General features: G+C 59.6%; 12 protein-coding genes. 7 read left to right on the top strand and 5 right to left on the bottom strand.

Features of this window, described 5'->3' with window-relative positions; genetic code table 11:
* Positions 1-124: 124 nt before the first annotated feature.
* The gene (gene istB / locus A9D13_RS19170) at positions 125-892 is read right to left on the bottom strand and encodes an IS21-like element ISSsp5 family helper ATPase IstB (protein ID WP_007686288.1); all 768 of its coding nucleotides are present in this window, start codon (positions 890-892) and stop codon (positions 125-127) included.
* On the bottom strand, positions 889-2,382 hold the full coding sequence (gene istA / locus A9D13_RS19165; protein WP_011950768.1) for an IS21 family transposase: 1,494 nt from the start codon (positions 2,380-2,382) through the stop codon (positions 889-891). The genes istB and istA overlap by 4 nt, the downstream gene beginning before the upstream one ends.
* 92 nt (positions 2,383-2,474) lie before the next feature.
* On the opposite strand from istA, the gene A9D13_RS19160 reads away from it, so the two are divergent.
* The 4 genes from A9D13_RS19160 (at position 2,475) to A9D13_RS19145 (ending at position 6,212) form a co-directional block, all read left to right on the top strand.
* Positions 2,475-3,221 (top strand): patatin-like phospholipase domain-containing protein, encoded by a 747-nt coding sequence (locus A9D13_RS19160; protein ID WP_066777537.1) that lies wholly within the window; start codon positions 2,475-2,477, stop codon positions 3,219-3,221.
* A complete protein-coding gene (locus A9D13_RS19155) occupies positions 3,208-4,047 on the top strand; it encodes a ComEC/Rec2 family competence protein (RefSeq protein WP_066777529.1) in 840 nt (279 codons plus the stop codon). Before A9D13_RS19160 ends, A9D13_RS19155 begins: the two co-directional genes overlap by 14 nt.
* Positions 4,048-4,377: 330 nt before the next feature.
* Complete coding sequence (locus A9D13_RS19150) at positions 4,378-5,001, top strand: helix-turn-helix domain-containing protein (protein ID WP_066777527.1); 624 nt, start codon at positions 4,378-4,380, stop codon at positions 4,999-5,001.
* Complete coding sequence (locus A9D13_RS19145) at positions 4,998-6,212, top strand: type II toxin-antitoxin system HipA family toxin (RefSeq protein WP_066777524.1); 1,215 nt, start codon at positions 4,998-5,000, stop codon at positions 6,210-6,212. Before A9D13_RS19150 ends, A9D13_RS19145 begins: the two co-directional genes overlap by 4 nt.
* A 93-nt stretch (positions 6,213-6,305) precedes the next feature.
* Here A9D13_RS19145 and mobF read toward each other — a convergent pair whose 3' ends face one another.
* Genes mobF through A9D13_RS19130 form a run of 3 tightly spaced genes read right to left on the bottom strand, consistent with a single transcriptional unit; the run spans position 6,306 to position 11,904 of the window.
* Complete coding sequence (gene mobF / locus A9D13_RS19140) at positions 6,306-9,218, bottom strand: MobF family relaxase (protein WP_066777522.1); 2,913 nt, start codon at positions 9,216-9,218, stop codon at positions 6,306-6,308.
* A gap of 48 nt (positions 9,219-9,266) precedes the next feature.
* Positions 9,267-11,606: a type IV secretion system DNA-binding domain-containing protein gene (locus A9D13_RS19135; RefSeq protein WP_066777521.1), complete on the bottom strand. Its 2,340-nt coding sequence runs from the start codon at positions 11,604-11,606 to the stop codon at positions 9,267-9,269.
* Positions 11,596-11,904, bottom strand: coding sequence for a hypothetical protein (locus A9D13_RS19130; RefSeq protein WP_228275086.1), 309 nt, complete (start codon positions 11,902-11,904; stop codon positions 11,596-11,598). The genes A9D13_RS19135 and A9D13_RS19130 overlap by 11 nt, the downstream gene beginning before the upstream one ends.
* 616 nt (positions 11,905-12,520) lie before the next feature.
* Between A9D13_RS19130 and A9D13_RS20885 the strand changes: the two genes are divergently transcribed.
* The 3 genes from A9D13_RS20885 to A9D13_RS19120 are packed head-to-tail and all read left to right on the top strand — an operon-like array spanning position 12,521 to position 16,343.
* Positions 12,521-12,727, top strand: a complete 207-nt coding sequence (locus A9D13_RS20885) for a ribbon-helix-helix domain-containing protein (protein ID WP_172808232.1) — start codon at positions 12,521-12,523, stop codon at positions 12,725-12,727.
* Positions 12,724-13,626 carry a DNA-methyltransferase gene (locus A9D13_RS19125; RefSeq protein WP_066777515.1) on the top strand — a complete coding sequence of 301 codons (903 nt, stop codon included), beginning with the start codon at positions 12,724-12,726 and terminating at the stop codon, positions 13,624-13,626. The genes A9D13_RS20885 and A9D13_RS19125 overlap by 4 nt, the downstream gene beginning before the upstream one ends.
* A gap of 44 nt (positions 13,627-13,670) precedes the next feature.
* A complete protein-coding gene (locus A9D13_RS19120) occupies positions 13,671-16,343 on the top strand; it encodes an N-6 DNA methylase (protein ID WP_172808231.1) in 2,673 nt (890 codons plus the stop codon).
* The last annotated feature ends 4 nt before the right edge of the window (positions 16,344-16,347 follow it).

The following is a 16,347-nucleotide window of genomic DNA, read 5'->3' as shown; positions in this document are numbered from 1 at the left end:
CTGTCAACGGCGGAGCAAAAGTCGGCCATTCGGCGGCGTAAAACCAGGCCATCGTGTTACATGCCGGGGGGAGTGGCGTGAGGGCGTAGCCCGAGGGCCACTCCCCCCGGCATTGGTGTAATTTTCAGGGTCTGGTTTTGGCCTTGCGGGCCCGGCTGTGCGCGAGGCGATAGCTTTCGCCGTTCATCTCGAGGATGCTGACGTGATGGGTCAGGCGATCGAGGAGCGCGCCTGTGAGACGCTCAGATCCGAAGGTTTCGGTCCATTCGTCGAAGGGCAGGTTGCTGGTGATGAAGGTGGAGCCGCGTTCGTAACGCTGGGAGATCAGCTCGAACAACAGTTCGGCGCCGGTCTTGGAGAGCGGCACAAAGCCCAGTTCGTCGATGATGAGCAGCTTGTATCCGGCCATCTGCTTCTGGAAGCGCAGAAGACGGCGCTCGTCGCGGGCCTCCATCATTTCGCTGACCAGCGCTGCCGCGGTGGTGAAGCCCACCGACAGTCCTTTCTGGCATGCTGCCAGTCCGAGCCCCAACGCTACGTGCGTCTTTCCGGTGCCTGATGGCCCCAGAGCGATGGCGTTCTCACGCCGCTCGATCCACTCGCAGCGCGCCATCTCGAGCACCTGCATCTTGTTGAGCCTGGGGATGGCGGCGAAGTCGAAGCTGTCGAGGCTTTTGACGGCGGGGAAGCGCGCGGCCTTGATGCGCCGCTCGACCATGCGACGCTCCCTGTCGATCATTTCCATCTCGACGAGGCGGGCGAGGAAGCGGATATGATCGACGCCTTCAGCGGCACATTGCCGCGCGAGCTTGTGATGCTCACGCAGGCACGTAGGCAGCTTGAGCGCCTTGAGATGGTGAGCGAGAAGGATCTCCGGGGCCTGATCGCTCATGCGGCCTCCTGCCGGTCGGAGAGCAGGCTCAGATAGGCTCTGGCAAAGGTCTTCTCGACCGTGGTGCGTGGCAGGAAGGGATAGACGTCCAGGTCCAGCCTGGGCGGTACGCGTTCGATCCGGCACAGGACGAGGTGCTTGACGGCATCGAAGCCGATGGCGCCAAGATCGATGGCCTGTTCGACCGCCGCCTGGAGATCGGCGAGGGTGAACGTTTCCAGCAGGCGCAGTACCTGCACATATTCGCGCCTGCCATGTTTGTGCATGCGCCCTTCCATCAACCGCTGCAGTGTCGTGAACGCTTCGGGCAGGTCCCAGCCCTGCAAAGGCGCAGCCTGGTCGAATGCGTTGATCTTCTGCTCGATCAGCGGGAGATAATGGAGCGGGTCGAAGACAACCTCCTCGCGGGCATAGCAACGAGGATGACGGGCGATGACTTCGCTGCGGCAGCCGATCACCACCTCATCGACATAGGCCCTGATCCAGACCTCCTGATGGCCCCAGGCCACCGGAACCGAATAATCGTTGGTCCTGTAGCGCACCAGGGATTGCGAGGAGACCCTCCCGCCTTTCTGATCGCAGGCCTCGAAGGGTGTAGCGGGCAGAGGCTGCATGGCCGCGAGATCGCGCTGCAGCCGCTCACCGATCGTCTCGCTCTGCCCGCGCACCTTGTCCTGCTGGCGCTTGCGGCATTGCTCCTCCAGCCACAGGTTGAACGCCTCCCAGGTCGGGAACTTCGGGATCGGCACCATGAAGTTGCGCCGGCAATAGCCTACCAGCCCCTCCACATTGCCTTTCTCGTTCCCCTTGCCCGGGCGAGCATAGCGGTCGCGGATCACGTAATGTGACAGGAAAGCGCTGAACAGCGTGGCACGCTGCCGCGTGCCGTCGGGCAGGATCTTCGTCACAAGGCAGCGATCGTTGTCATAGACGATCGAGCGCGGTACCGCGCCGAAAAACGCGAAGGCATGCACGTGTCCGTCCACCCAGGCCTCCGCCACCGCCGCCGGATAGGCCCGCACATAGCAGGCATCACTGTGCGGCAGATCGAGCGCGAAGAAGTAGGCCTTCTGCTCCACCCCGCCGATCTCCACCAGCGCTTCCCCGAAATCGGCCTGCGCATCTCCCGCAGGGTGCGCCAGCGGCACGAACATCTCCCGGCTGCGCTGTTCGCGCTCCCGGATGTAATCCTTGATGATCGTATAGCCGCCGGTGAAACCATGCTCGGTGCGCAAACGGTCGAATACCCGCTTCGCCGTATGGCGTTGCTTGCGCGGGACACTGCGGTCACCCTCAAGCCATCCATCAATGATCGCCACAAACCCGTCCAGCTTCGGGCGCTGCGGTACGGACTGGCGCCGGTAACCCGGCGGCGATGAAAACGACAGCATCTTGCGTACCGTTTCGCGCGACACATTGAAACGCTTCGCCGCCGCCCGTTGGCTCATGCCATCCGCGCAAGCCAGACGGACCTGAAGATAAAGTTCCACGCTGTAGATCCCCACACCTCCCTGACTCGGCAGAAAGGCTTCAAGGTGGACGACTTTTACGCCGCCCGCAGCAGGACTATCCCGCCGCTACCGTGGTCGAATATTGCTCCGCCGTTCTCAATCGACCGAAGCTCATCATCGTCGCTTGCGAGCTTCAGACCAAATCGGCGTTCTACTTCGCGGCCGATGCCGTCGGATCGTGGCACTTCGGCTCTGCAGCGCCCGAAGACATGGAGATCGCGCACGCGGTCTCAGCGTCGGCCGCCTATCCGGCGGCGCTACCGCCGCTAGACGAAGTGCTCACGTTCACCAAGAACGATGTCGCCGAATGCCACCGAGTGATCCTCACGGACGGGGGCGTGTATGACAACCTCGCCCTCGCGCCGCTTTGGCCCGGGCGAGACCCAACCATCAGTCTTCACGTCGCGGACTATCCGCGCATTATCGCGTGCCGCGCTGGGTATGGGCTCAAACACGCCGCGCGCCCTGCATTTATGGTCTCAAGGCTAAAAGCCGCTTTCGAAAGTGTTCATGCACGCGCTCAGAACTTCGCCATGAACCGGCTCTATGATCTCCAGCGTGGAGGGGAAATCGAGACATTCCTTCTCCCCTATATCGATCAGAAGGACAGCCTGCTCACTCACGCCCCGGCCGATCTCGTCACCGCGGAGGACGTTGCAGATTATCCGACCGACTTTTCAGCCATGCCCGAGGAATGGATCGACCGTCTCTCCAAACGCGGTGAACAAGTAACCCGGGCACTGGTCAAGCAATACTGGTCGTCGCGCGAACAGGCAGTCGGCGATCCCGTCAGGAACAGCAGCGGTGGCGACCCTTGAAATCTTCAACGTCGCGCATGGCCAATGTTCGTTGATCTCAAGCGACTCCGGCGCGCACATGTTGATCGACTGTGGGCACAATGGAGGTACGGGTTGGCGACCTTCTGAAATGTTGGCTCGTCGTGGAGTCCGTTGGCTCGACGAACTTGTAATTACCAACTGCGACGAAGACCATGCTAGCGATTTACCTCGGCTGCTGGAGACCGTCGACATTGGCTGCCTCACCCGCAACCCAACAGTCTCGGGCAACGAACTCTACCGATTAAAGGCATCTGGGGGCATGGGCGCCGGCATCGCATCGCTCGTCGACATGACAATGCATTTCAACCAGCCAGCGGGTTCACTTGCCGCCTTCGATGGGATGACATGCAGGATATTCTGGAACAGTTATCCTTACGATTTCGAAGACGAGAACAACCTCAGCCTGGTGCTGGTGATGCGCTGGCCGGGCCGGCTAGGCATACCGGGCTTCTCGATATTGTACGGCGGTGACATGGAGAGGGAAGGTTGGCTGCGCCTTCTTGATCGATCTGACTTTCGCCGAGAAATGCACGACATTAACGTCTTTGTGGCGTCGCACCACGGTCGCTACAATGGGTACTGTCCCGAGTTGTTCGAATGGACCGGTCTACAACCAGACATCTTTGTGGTCTCGGACTGCGGTATCCAGCACGCAACGCAAGAAACCATCGCGCTATATCGGCACCGTGCACGCGGCATCGAACACAACGGGACGCTGCGCCGCGTCATCACCACTCGACGAGATGGCTGGATACGCTTTCATATTTACGACGGACGAGCGCGCCTGCTGACCTCGAGCACATAGCGGCATGCTCTCAGCGGCAGCTTTTGGGACCCGATGCGCTCAAGCAGAACGGCAGAAAATGGGGCGCATTGCCGCCGTTGGCGCTCCTGACTGATCGGCAGGCCTCTGGGCGAAAGCTCTGTCATCAAAGGATCGGGAGAAAAAATCCGAAAAAGGTTCTGCGAAGTGACGACTGCTCCCGCTTTATGCCCGCCAATCTCCGTCTAGGATATGCAATGACATATGTAAAGCCGACCATATATGTCTTTGCATATTTTCCTTGCTATTCTCACGGATGATCGTATATGCTAAAATATATAACAGTCGATCAGCATATGCAGAAACCTATTTATGAGTACGGCAATCGAAGACATCGCCGCAAGCATCAAAGCGGCTCGGATAGCAAAAGGCTTTACCCAGAAAGAGCTGGGTGAGCGGGTGGGCTTGCCTCAAAGCCATATCTCCAAAATCGAAGGTGGCAATGTAGACCTACAGATTTCCAGCCTTGTCGAAATAGCGCGCGCGCTCGACCTCGAGCTGAAGCTTGTGCCTCGAAAGACCGTACCGGCGATCGAAGGCGTTTTGCGATCACAGCGCGAAAGAAGCGAGACAAGCCGAACGCTCGCAACGATTGCCGAAACCAACCGGTTCGCCGAGCGAGTACGGGAGAGCTATCCGAGCGTCACCGAAGTGACCGAGCTTCAAAGCGCACTTAAGGATATCCAGGCCGTTAATTTCACTCCCGAAACGCTCAAAGCCATCGAGCAAGCCTTGCAGCCCGTCGCTCATCTGAAAAAGCATCTCCAGGATCTCGGCTGGGCGCTTGAGCAGCAAGAGGGAAGGAAGAAACTCGCCCAACAGGTCGCGGCATCCACACGGGCACTCCAACACGTCAGAAACCTGCAGGTTCACGCAATCGATCGAGGTAGTGCCCGCAGACGGCCTGCTTACCGGCTTGAGGACGACGCCACATGATCGACGCAGCGGCTCTCGATATCTTTCTGGGTAAGACGCGCGTTGGAACCATTGCGCGCCTCGATGGAGATGCGAGCATCTTCACATTCGACGAAGTCTACCTTTCCGACCAGGAGCGGCCGACGCTGTCGCTGGCCTACAAGGACGCGAACGGCGAAATCATTGCGGACACACGCAGCTATCGAACGAAAATCGAGCCGTTCTTCTCCAACCTCCTTCCCGAAGGCACGCTTCGCGACTATCTGGCCCGCCGCGCGGGCGTGAAAGCCGTGCGCGAGTACCACCTTCTCACACAGCTCGGACACGATCTTCCCGGCGCAGTGCGCGCCGTCGCCGTCGATGCCGAGGAAACGGAGGCCGACGAGCTAGATGAAGAAGCGGCGGGGAAGCAGGCAGAGCGCGCGCTGCGCTTCTCGCTTGCCGGCGTGCAACTCAAATTCTCGGCTATCAAAGCCCAGGGCAAGAATGGCGGACTGACGATCCCAGTCACAGGCAGCGGCGGCGACTGGATCGTCAAGCTGCCCTCTGCGAGACATCCGGACGTGCCCGAGGCTGAATTCGCAGCGATGAAACTGGCAGCAAAGATCGGGATCGACGTACCTGAAATCGACCTTGTGCCTCTCGATCAGATCGATGGCATACCCGAAGGCATCACCCGCTACGGAAAATCCGCTTTTGCCATCCGGCGCTTCGACCGGGGGGAAGAGGGACCCGTGCACACCGAAGACTTCGCCCAGGTGTTCGGTGTCTTTGCAGACGATAAATACGAGAATGCGAGCTACCGCCAGATTCTCAGTGTCCTGGCGATCGAGACCGACGAACAAAGCGTGGTCGAATTCGTCCGCCGGCTCACCTACTCGGTGCTGATCGGCAATGGCGACATGCACCTCAAGAACTGGTCATTGATTTATCCGGACCGGCGCAACGCGCTGCTGGCACCTGCCTATGACCTGCTTTCGACGCTCGCCTATATCCCAGGCGACGATGCTGCGCTCAAGTTTCATAGCTCGCGCGAGTGGGCGTCCTACACCTATGATGAACTCGAAGCGATCGCCGACAAGGCAAGGCTGCCTGCCAAGCTGATCACCGCGACAGCGAAGGATGTCGTTGCACAGTTCGACGACGCCTGGAGCAGCGAAAGCGGACACCTGCCCTTCCCCGATGACGTGCGAAGCGCGATTGAGAGGCATCGCAAGACTCTTGCGATCTGAGAGCGGTTCCGAAATCCGGCCGTTCGCGTGTAAGCACCACACGGATCAGCTGCCGGGCCCAATTCGTCAGAAAATCTGGCACATAGCGGCCCTTCAAATCCCGAAATCCAGCGTCTTGCTCTTGCTTCGGGCGAGTTCCTTTTCGGCCTTGTTGGCCTCTTCCGGTTTTGGCCGATCAAGTTCGCCGTTATTCTTTTCTGTCGCAACCACCTGTGCGGTGACCTCGAGGGCCGAGGCCTTCTCGCCTTTGTTGCGTGCCACGGCTGCTCCGAGCCTGTCCGAACTGTCGACGACCAGTGTCAGGTGATCGCGAAGCCTCGTGATCGTCACCAGGAACGTCTTCTGGTTCGACAGGTTGCGCTCGCGGCTGTCCATGACGGCTATGCCGCGATCGGATGTCAGACCCTGCGCCATGTGGGCGTTGAGCGCATAGGCAAGATCGATCCGCTTCAGCATCGGATCGTCCTTTTTGAGCTCGACTTGGTCTCCCTTGGAAGTTTCGAAAGTGACCTTCCCGCCAACAACGGCAACCACCCTGGCCTGGTCGGCATTGAAGAGGCCGCGGCGATGATCGTTGCGGGTCCATCGGATCCGGTCGCCTTTATGGATCTCGAGCTTCCTCGGCTCATGCAAGGTCAGATTCTGGTCGCCCTTCCCTGCCCTGATCCGCGCGGGATCGAACCGGAACCGCTTGCCGCGCTTGTCCGCAACTTCGACCTGCCTGCCCTTCCGGTCCTGTCCCAGGACACGATACTCGCCCGCTGACAGTCCCAGGGCCTGTTGCTTTCTCGAGACCTCGAGAACCCGGCCAGGCTGATAGGCCGAGAGATGTCGCAGCTCCTCGCGGGTCGCGTTGACGCGGTCCAGCACTCCGAGCTCGGCCTTGCCCGGACCGATCTCGCCATTGGCGAGAAGTCCTTGCTGGACAGCAGCATTGACCGCTGAGCGGATTGCACGGCCCGAGGCGTAGATCGATGTCCGCGCACGGGCGTCCTTGTCGAGCGCTAACCAGGTCTCAGCAGCGACCAGCGCGCCATCGCCCCTGCCCTCGACCGTGTGCGGCTGCAGGTGACGCAGCGCCGTGCGCACATCACCCGCCTGCGCTGCTGCCTGCGCCTCGCGAACGACAGGGTCGCGGGCGCGCAGGTTGGTCGCCATTTCAGCGCTTGCCATACCCGTCCGCTGCAGGAGCGCGAAAGGTTTGCCCGCATCGACTGCGCCGAGCTGCTTGCGGTCCCCCATCAGGACCAGGCGGTGAACGCCAGCCAGATTGGCAAGGCGGGCGAGCTTTTCCTTGTCCTCGTTCGAGACCATCGATGCTTCGTCGAGCACGAGCACATGGTCCTTCAGCGCTGCCTTTGCCTCCAAACGCAGCACCGCGTTACCGGGATCGTCGAGCAGCTTGTTCCAGCCACCAAGGAACCGGGCCAGCGTCTGCGAGGCTATACCGGTGTCGCGTTCGAGCATCTGGACGAGCGTGTTCTGGATCGCGAGCCCGATGACCGGGCGGCCCTCGTCGCGCAACACCGCGGCGACGGGCTTCAAAACACTGCTTTTGCCGGCCCCTGCAATTCCCTGGACCGCGATCGTTCGATCCTCGGACGTCAGGATCAGCTTCGCCGCCCCGAGCTGACCCTCGTTGAGACGGAACCCCTGCCCTGTCATTGCAGCGGCCTGGACACGATCAGTCGCGCTTTTCGGCTCAACTGCAGATGAGCTCGCACCCTTGCCGGCGGCAACCTCGGACACGATCCGCTGCTCGGTCAGCACCTCGTCACGCGAGGCGAGCCAGCCCTTGTGCTCTCCCATCCCTGCTATGAGCTCGCCAGAGCGCACCAAGGCGCGGGTCCGTTTCTCGATATCAGCAATCGTCGCTGGCAACCCGAAATCGAGCGCAGCCTTGTAGAGCGCGGTGCGCTCGAAGGCAGCCTCGCGCTGCGAAAGATGACGCACCGCCGAAGCGACGGCCTGTGCCGCTGCGATCGTCTCACGGTCCTGTCTGAGGACCGACTTGGGCACAAGCGGATCAGCCGGATCGCCCCTGACATGCGCGGCGAAGCGTCCCAGCCATGCGCGCCCGCGCTCGACAAGCGAGCCGAACCTGCCAGTTTCGATCGACTGTTTCAGTGTACGGGTCCGGGCCCGCTCGACCAAGGGCGCGAGGTCCAACCCGATCGATTTCGCGGTTTCGCTCCAGAGCTTGCCCAAGGTTTCGCGGTCCTCGATCGTGTCCTTGCTGGCGCGCGTATCGAGCGCGGCGATGCGGCCTGCTTCAAGACCAGGACCGCGCCGCGCATCGAGCACTTCCTGGCGGCGGCTCGAGAACGCCATGACCTGTTCGCGGGTGATACCGCGCGCCTCGAAATTGCCGTGCTTGAGGGTCGGTCCCGGCTCATAGCCGAGCTTTTCGACCGCGACACGGAAGCGCGCCATCGCGATAGTATTGAGCGTGGTGTTGAGCTGCCAGAGCCGGTCATTCTTGAGCGTACGCCACTTCCCGTCCTTGCCTTGCGTGACATTGGCGATGACCGCGTGGAAATGGAGGTTCGGCTCCTGGTTGCGGTTGGTGTCGTGCTGGAACAGGCCGATCGCAAGGTTCCCGGTGGCCTGCGTTACGATCTTGCCTTTCTCCACCATCCGGGTCTCGGCCGCATTCTTCTCAGCCCAGTCCAGCGCTTCGAGGACGGCTTCGCGGTAGGCGGCGATGATCCGCTCGTCGTTCCCCACAAGTGCCAGCAGCGACCAGCTCTTGGGGACGGAGAAGGTGAGGTCTGTACCCGGACGGTGTACCTGTCCGGGATTGCCGACGTTGCTGCCGTCGGGCAGCTCGCCGCGCAGCAACGCATCGAACGCTTGGGCCTCGACCTTGCCATCGAGACCAAGGCGCTTTGCACCCTCGCCCACCCACTGGCCCGAGCGGTCGGCATCGGCGCTCGCGTAGTAATTGTCCGATGCGAAGTAGCTCGCCGCCGCCGAAGGCGAGCGGACATTGGCGACGGAAAGCATGGGCTGGGATCACTTTCTCTTGGCCCTCGTCCCCTCCCCGGTTGAGCGTCACATATCCGGATCGAAGTCCCCGTAATCGTGACCATGGTCCTGCCCCTGATCGGCATCGCGACCCTGCTTCGCTGCACCGCCAAGCAGCGACTTCTGCTGCTCTTCCTGGAGCCTCTGGTCGGCCTTGCCGCGCGCGACCTGTGCTCGCTGATGCGCTGCGGGATCGGGAATATCGGATCTGGCGGAAGGCACAGCCCGTTGCTCCATGCCGCGGTGCTCCTCAGCTTTCGAAGACAGAGGGAGTTCGGATTGAGCCGGCCGCTGAGGGTCCGATGTCGCCTTTTTCCCTCGCGCATTCGGATCGCGACGCTTGCTTGTCTGGTCCGGTCGAGCCTGATCGCCCTTGTTGCTGCGACGGGTCCGGCGCAGTTCTTTTTTGTCTTCCTTGTCGGCTTTCTTTTCAGCGCTGTCGGAGCGATCGTGCGCGTCCCTCATCCGGCGAGGATCACCATCATTGTCGCCTGTTTCAGAGGCTGCTCCGGCACCGCCCCCTGCTCCATCTTTACCATCAGAGTGCCGGGTCTGCGGCGGTGGCTTCGGCATATCGCGGGGAATGAAGCCTTCGGCTACCCGAGGCCAGTTGCGCGGTGCGAGAACCACGGGTGCCGCCGGAAATCCTTCGGGAAACTTGATGAAACCATGAAGGTTCTTGAGCTTCATCAGCTCGTCAGGAAGCAGCAACGGAACGACCTGGCGCCGGGGCGTCAGGCTCACCGCGTCACGCGCATTGTTGTAGCCGTAGCTGTAACCTTCCTCCATCTCGCGAACCTCGCGGTGGCCGATGATATCGGAACACCAGGTGGCGGTCTCGCGATCTGCTGTGCCAAGGATCAGCTTGGTGCGGGCAAGCGAGGAGAGGGTCATCGCCATGTTCTCACCGTAGACATCCTTGAGCTTGGCAAAGGCATGAATCCCGGTGACGATCGCGCCCCCGAAATTGCGCGCGGTCTGGAGGCCCTTTTCGAGTGAAGGGAGACGATGCAGGGCGCCCAGTTCGTCGATCAGGAACCAGAGCCTGATGTCCCGCGAGCGCTGGCCCGCCATCAGCGTATTGATCGCGGTATCGAGCCACAGCGTGAGCAACTGCGAGAGCACGCTCATGTCGATGTAGCGGGCAGACAGGAACAGGATCGAGCCCGGTCCTCCTGCCCCATTGATCCACTCGCGGACCGAAAAGGGCTTCCCGTCTTCGGGCAGCATCTGGAGCGCCTTGGCATTGACATTGAACACTGCACGCACCGATTCCGCCATGCGCGCCGCGCTCGGCGTGCTGATGGGACCGGCCATGGTATCTTCGACGAGACGGTGCAGATCGGAGAGATCGGCGTTCATGAGTTCGTGGGCCAGCGCGGCGTTGGTGCCCCGCCCTGCTTCGGCGAGCTTTAGACAGGTCTCGACGAACAGCGTGCGCGCGGCGAGCACCCAGAACTGTTCGGCGCCGCCCCCATCATGCGGGACGAGCGACTCTGCTGCGGCATGAAATTCGGCACGCGTGGAGCAATCGTTGAAGACGCTCCAGGCGGGACAGCGCGCGTCGAGCGGGTTGAGGATAACATCGCGCTCGGGATCGTAGAAGGTTTCGACAAAGGCCCCGGTAAGGTCGAAAATGACCGCGCGTTCGCCCCGTTCGCGGATCTCCCTGGTGAGTTCAGTTAGGACAACGGTCTTGCCTGTCCCGGTTGTGCCAACAAGCATCGCATGACTCTGCTCAAGCCGCCATGGCCAGCTGACACCAGCGAGATGCGCGGGTGAATAGAAGCCCGCATTCCGCAGCGAAGCCGACCCGGCCAGACGCCAGCGCCAGCCCAAAGCATCGCCATATTCGCGGGAACGGGCATCGCGGTTGTGCGCAGCGATCTCGCGGCTAAGGTCGCGCAAGGTAGCGAGCTCGGCTCCGCGCACATGCTTCTTTTGTTTCGACTTCTCGCCGAAGCGTTCGGCAACCCACCAGAAAAGCGCGCAGAGCGGCGCAAGAATGAACCCTGCAAGCCACAAGGCGCTGATCACCGCACTCCGGAAAAGCGCGACCGCTTCGCGCATCGGCGGGTAATCGGTGACCACGGAAATGGGAAATGCGACGAGGCTACCATCGGCCAGCTTGAGGTTCACAAGCTTGTCCGGATCGAACTCCATGAAGGCATAGCCAGAGGCATAGGCATGCATCCACAGGAGGTAGACCTGGTAGTCATCTAGCGCGCTGCTTACGTCCCAATAGACCAGCCCGAGAACGACCAGGAGTGTCACGATCAGGGGTCCCTTGAGGCCCGCGGCAAACATGAAGCCGAAATGCCCGAGGAGCTGGCTGCCGCGGGTGAAGTTGACGAGATTATGCTTCATCATCGCCTCCCATGGGTCGGGGTGCAACGATACCGAGGCGCTCCAGCCGGCGCTGGTAGGCTGCGACCGTTCTGTCGCGCAGTGTGCTGTCGGGATGATGCGTAAGCAGCGCATCCAATGCGACCGTGATGAAGATGTTCTGGCGCACCGGATCGGTCGCCGGCGTCCTCAGATCAGCTTCGGTCGCGCGCTGCCAGGCATCGAAGATGCAATCGCAAACAACGATACTCGCGCTGACCCTGCGCTCGTCGGCTTGTTTCCTGATCCATTCGGCGATCAGGGGCGTGACATAGGTCACGAACCGGTGGTGTCTTTGCATTTTTCCAAGTTCCTTGTGTTCAAAGAACCTGGCTCACCCTTCGAAAGGCAAGTGCCACTCTAGGCCGCAGCATGGGGTGTAGGAAAACGGAAAATTCACACAGCTTTTCAGCAGATTAAACGGATCTGTGCCGACTCGGCACGGACGAGCGAGCAACTGGGCCGCATCCGGCACGGAAGATGGTATCGGCGAATTTTCGTGAATTCGCGAAGCAATTCCACGCCTTGCATTGCAGCACCCGCTGCGTACGGTGTGCTGGGTCAAGCCCATTCTCAAGTGCGCGTGAGTGACCAGGAAGTTCGCCCGACTTCACCGTCGAAAAATGCTTTTTGTTTCAACCGGATCGCGAAGCGCGGCGCGGCAATTGAGCGCCGAATAAGTTTGCGGAATGGGACACGTCCGGGTCGGATTTTTCCTGATTTGTTCCGGAATGGGGACCAAATAGCCATCACCAGCAGGCCGGCCTCTGCCTGCTGATCCAACCCACCTTTTCCGGTATTGCTCTAGAGAAATATGGCGTATATGTTCCCTTTCTGTTCCCGCCTATTGCAAAGTGCCTCAGTGTGCTGCAAGGTGCTGCAAAAGGGGAACGACGATGGCAGCCAAAAATCGAGTCACGGTCAATCTTGAGGACGAAGATTATGAAGCTCTCGTTGACGTTGCCGCGAGAGCCGACCGCTCAATTGCTTGGGTCGGAAGGCAAGCAATCGTGGAGTTCCTAGCGTCTCAAGAGCGGAAAGAAGTACCTCTTCTCGCGACCGCGGGAACGGGCAACTCATTCCATGGAAAACCCAAAGGATGAAGTATCTCGGCGGCGACATACACGAAGGTGATTGCCTCAAGGTGATGGCTGACTTGCCCGATCAGTCAGTCGATCTGATCCTTTGCGATCTACCATATGGGACCACGCAGAATAAGTGGGACAGCGTCATTCCGTTGGACGAGCTTTGGTCTCAATATCGAAGGATCATCAAGCCGAAAGGCGTGATCGCGTTGTCATCCCAGGGTATCTTCACAGCGCGACTGATGCTGAGCAATGAGGCGTGGTTCAAGTACAAATTCGTGTGGGTAAAAAGCAAGCCGACCAACTTTCTCAATGCTCGTCGGCAGCCCCTTCGGCAACACGAGGACATCTGCATTTTCTACGGCAGGCAACCAAATTATAGGCCTGTCATGTCGAAGGGTGAACCGTACGATAAGGGGACCCGCAAAGCGCAGTATACCGGAAGCTATGGGGACTTTAAGCCTGTCCAGGTGAAGAGTGATGGCGAGCGGTTTCCGACCGATACGCTCTACTGCAAGACAGCTGAAAGCGAAGCGGGCGGCCGAGTGTGGCACCCCACGCAGAAGCCCGTTGCATTGGGTCGATACCTGATACGGATGTTCACTGGGCCGGGTGACGTTGTCTTGGACAACGCGTTCGGAAGCGGAAGCTTTTTGGTCGCCGCAGCGCTTGAGGGGCGGCGTTTCATCGGAATCGAAAAGAACGAGGAGGTCCACCTCTTCAAGGAAAAGCAAATTGACTACATTAAGGTCGCCAAGGAGCGGCTTGCAGAGGTTGAAGCAGCCATCAAAGCCAAGACCCCCGCACCGCCCTTGTATTCGGCACTTCAACCTGCGGCGCGAGCTGGTCAGCCAAACCGTCGGGGTATGGTTGATGTTGATGCGGTCATTAGAGACTCAGAGAAGCTAACCGCGTGAGTGGTCCCTCTGCTAGCTACAATGAGCGGTCATGGGCGATTGATTTGATCGGCCATATGAAGTTGCTCGCCGCCCGCGATAATCGTTCGATCAAAGACGCAGGCGGTGAGCAAACCGTCAAGGCGGAAGGGGGTAGCCTTTTCCCCGATGTCCTACTTTTCGGCGATCGTTCAACCGCGCGGATACTGCAGGGTTGGGAATTGAAGATGCCCGATACGAGCATCGACGATTTCGATTTCCGCGATAACGCGGAGACCAAGGCGCGAGCTCTCGGCCTAGATAGTTTTCTGCTTTGGAACGTGTCGCATGCGCGGCTTTACACCCGCAACGATGAGACCGACGAGTTTGAAACAGCAGAGCGTTGGGATGAACTTTCGGACATCAAGACCCGCGCTAGCGTGGCAAGCAGCCGAGGGCGGTGGGAAGCCCTAGCTGAGAAAATTTTCGGGCACCTGAATGACCTTTTTGACCGTGGGTCGCTCGAAGGTCGACAGTTTATCGACGCTTATCGCAGCGGTGGCGTAACATCTCTAATTATGGAAAATGCGGGGTTGGTCGCGCAGGCGCTGACGGATGCCGCGCGCCGAGATTCTCGACTCCGAGCCGAGATGACATTGTGGTGGGACCGATACCGGGCCGAGTATGGTGAGGGCTCGAAAGAGCAGGTCTTAGCGCAAGCAGTTATATCCAATTGGATTGGGAAAATTCTATTCGGACACATTCTCAGAGAGAAGGATGTGCGCGCTCGGCGAGTTGCTGCGATTGATGAAGACACCACTCCTCGCGAAGCTCTCGACCTATTCCGGCAATTGTCCGAGGACTGCAATTTCTGGACGATATTTTCGGATAGCCTAGGGCTCAATCTAGTGCCCACGCCGGTCTGGGACCAACTCTTGCAGTTCCACAAACTGCTGTCTGACCTACGGGTTGGTTCGGTCGACCAGGGTCAGCTCTCCGGAGTACTAGAAGCCACCGTCGAGGTGGCCGTTCGCAAACTTCGCGGACAATATCCCACACCAATCGAGCTCGCGCGCCTCCTGACGAGCCTCTGCATTCGGAACACAGTGGAGGACCGGGTTCTCGATCCGTGCTGCGGAAGCGGGACGATTGCGCGCGCCGCAATTGAACAGAAGTTATCGGCCGGTGTCGATCCCGACGGAGTGGCTTCGACGGTTTTCGCAGGCGACCAAGATCCACAAGCAGTGCAGATCGCGACCTTCGCGTTGGCAAAAGCAAGCCTGATGCATCAGCCGCTACGCATATTCCAAAGGGACGCTTTTTCCCTGGAACGCGAAACCGATCTCGACTTCCGGAATCCCACCAACGGCAATGTCTTTGCCGAGCGCGTTGGTCAGTTTGACGCCATTACTAGCAACTTGCCTTTCGTGGCGCAGGCCGGACGAAAGCAATATGGGAATGCCCTTGACCGCGTGGCGGCAAGCCTCGGCGAAGGCGGCGAACGGTTCACGCGACGCGCAGACGTTTCAGCATATTTGCCGTTCGCATTGCATCCGCTTTTGAATGACAATGGGCGCCTTGGGATCATCATTACCAATGCATGGCTTGGTACGGATTGGGGCGACGATTTCTACTCGCTACTGGGACGCTACTATGATCTCAAATGCGTGATCACGTCTGGCGCTGGGCGCTGGTTTCAGAACAGCGAGGTTGTTACCAACATACTGATTCTCGACAAGAAGGCTGATCCGTCAACGCCCAGCGGCAATGTTAAGTACGTGGTCTTGACCCGACCGCTAGAAGAGCTTGCCGATGAGGAAGCGGTTGAGATCGCAGCGGCTCAAATTGAACTAGGTCAGACGCAGAATGACACGATGACCATTCGCGAAGTCAGTCACGCTGACCTCGCCCGGTATCGGCAATTCGGATTAGGCGGGAACGCGCAATTCGTCGACTGTGATTGGGTTCTAGACCTACCGCTGAGCCCGCTGACCGATCACTTCGCAATCCGGCGTGGAGAACGTCGGGGAATGAATGCGCTTTTCTACCCTGATGCTGGGCATGGCATCGAGGCGGAATATGTCAAACCGCTAGCAAAAGGACCGAGCGATTTCGCCCGACTGACAAGTCCCGCCGCAAAGGTGGCCTTTTCTTGTTCCCGATCCAAGGCGGAACTTGAAGCTCTGGGGCACAAGGGAGCACTAGCTTGGATCAAGCGATTCGAGACGCCCGAAAACATTGCCAAGTTGAGCCGGAATGGCATGCATTGGTATGAGATGCGCGCGGACACGCTGACCGATTTGGTGATGTTTATTGCTTATGGTGACCGTCTGTTTGTCGGTCGTGTTGATCCGCCGGCATTCGCAGATCAGCGTTTGGTGCGGCTTGACCCAGTTCGCGAGATCGACATCGATTTGATGCATGCGTTGCTCAACAGCACGATATCAATGTTCCTAATCGAAGGTATGGGGTTCGGGAGAGGCTTGGGTGCCTTGGACTTGAACAAGGATCGCATTGAAAATTACATGCACTGCCTCGATCCGGGGGAACTCGACACGGCAGGCATTGAAGCGATCAAAGCGGCGTTCACGCCTCTTACTTCGCGCGATATTCTTGAGATTGCCGATGAGCTGGAACAGGTAGATCGTCGTGAATTCGACCAGGCGGTGCTCAATGCCTTCCGACTAGATATCGATCTGGACCGGATTTATGATGCCCTGCTCTCGCTTGCAGAAATCCGTCGCACGGCAAACGAATAGTACG

Source organism: Croceicoccus mobilis (assembly GCF_001661965.1).
Lineage (GTDB): Bacteria > Pseudomonadota > Alphaproteobacteria > Sphingomonadales > Sphingomonadaceae > Croceicoccus > Croceicoccus mobilis.
This window is presented reverse-complemented; position numbering and strand designations above follow the sequence as displayed.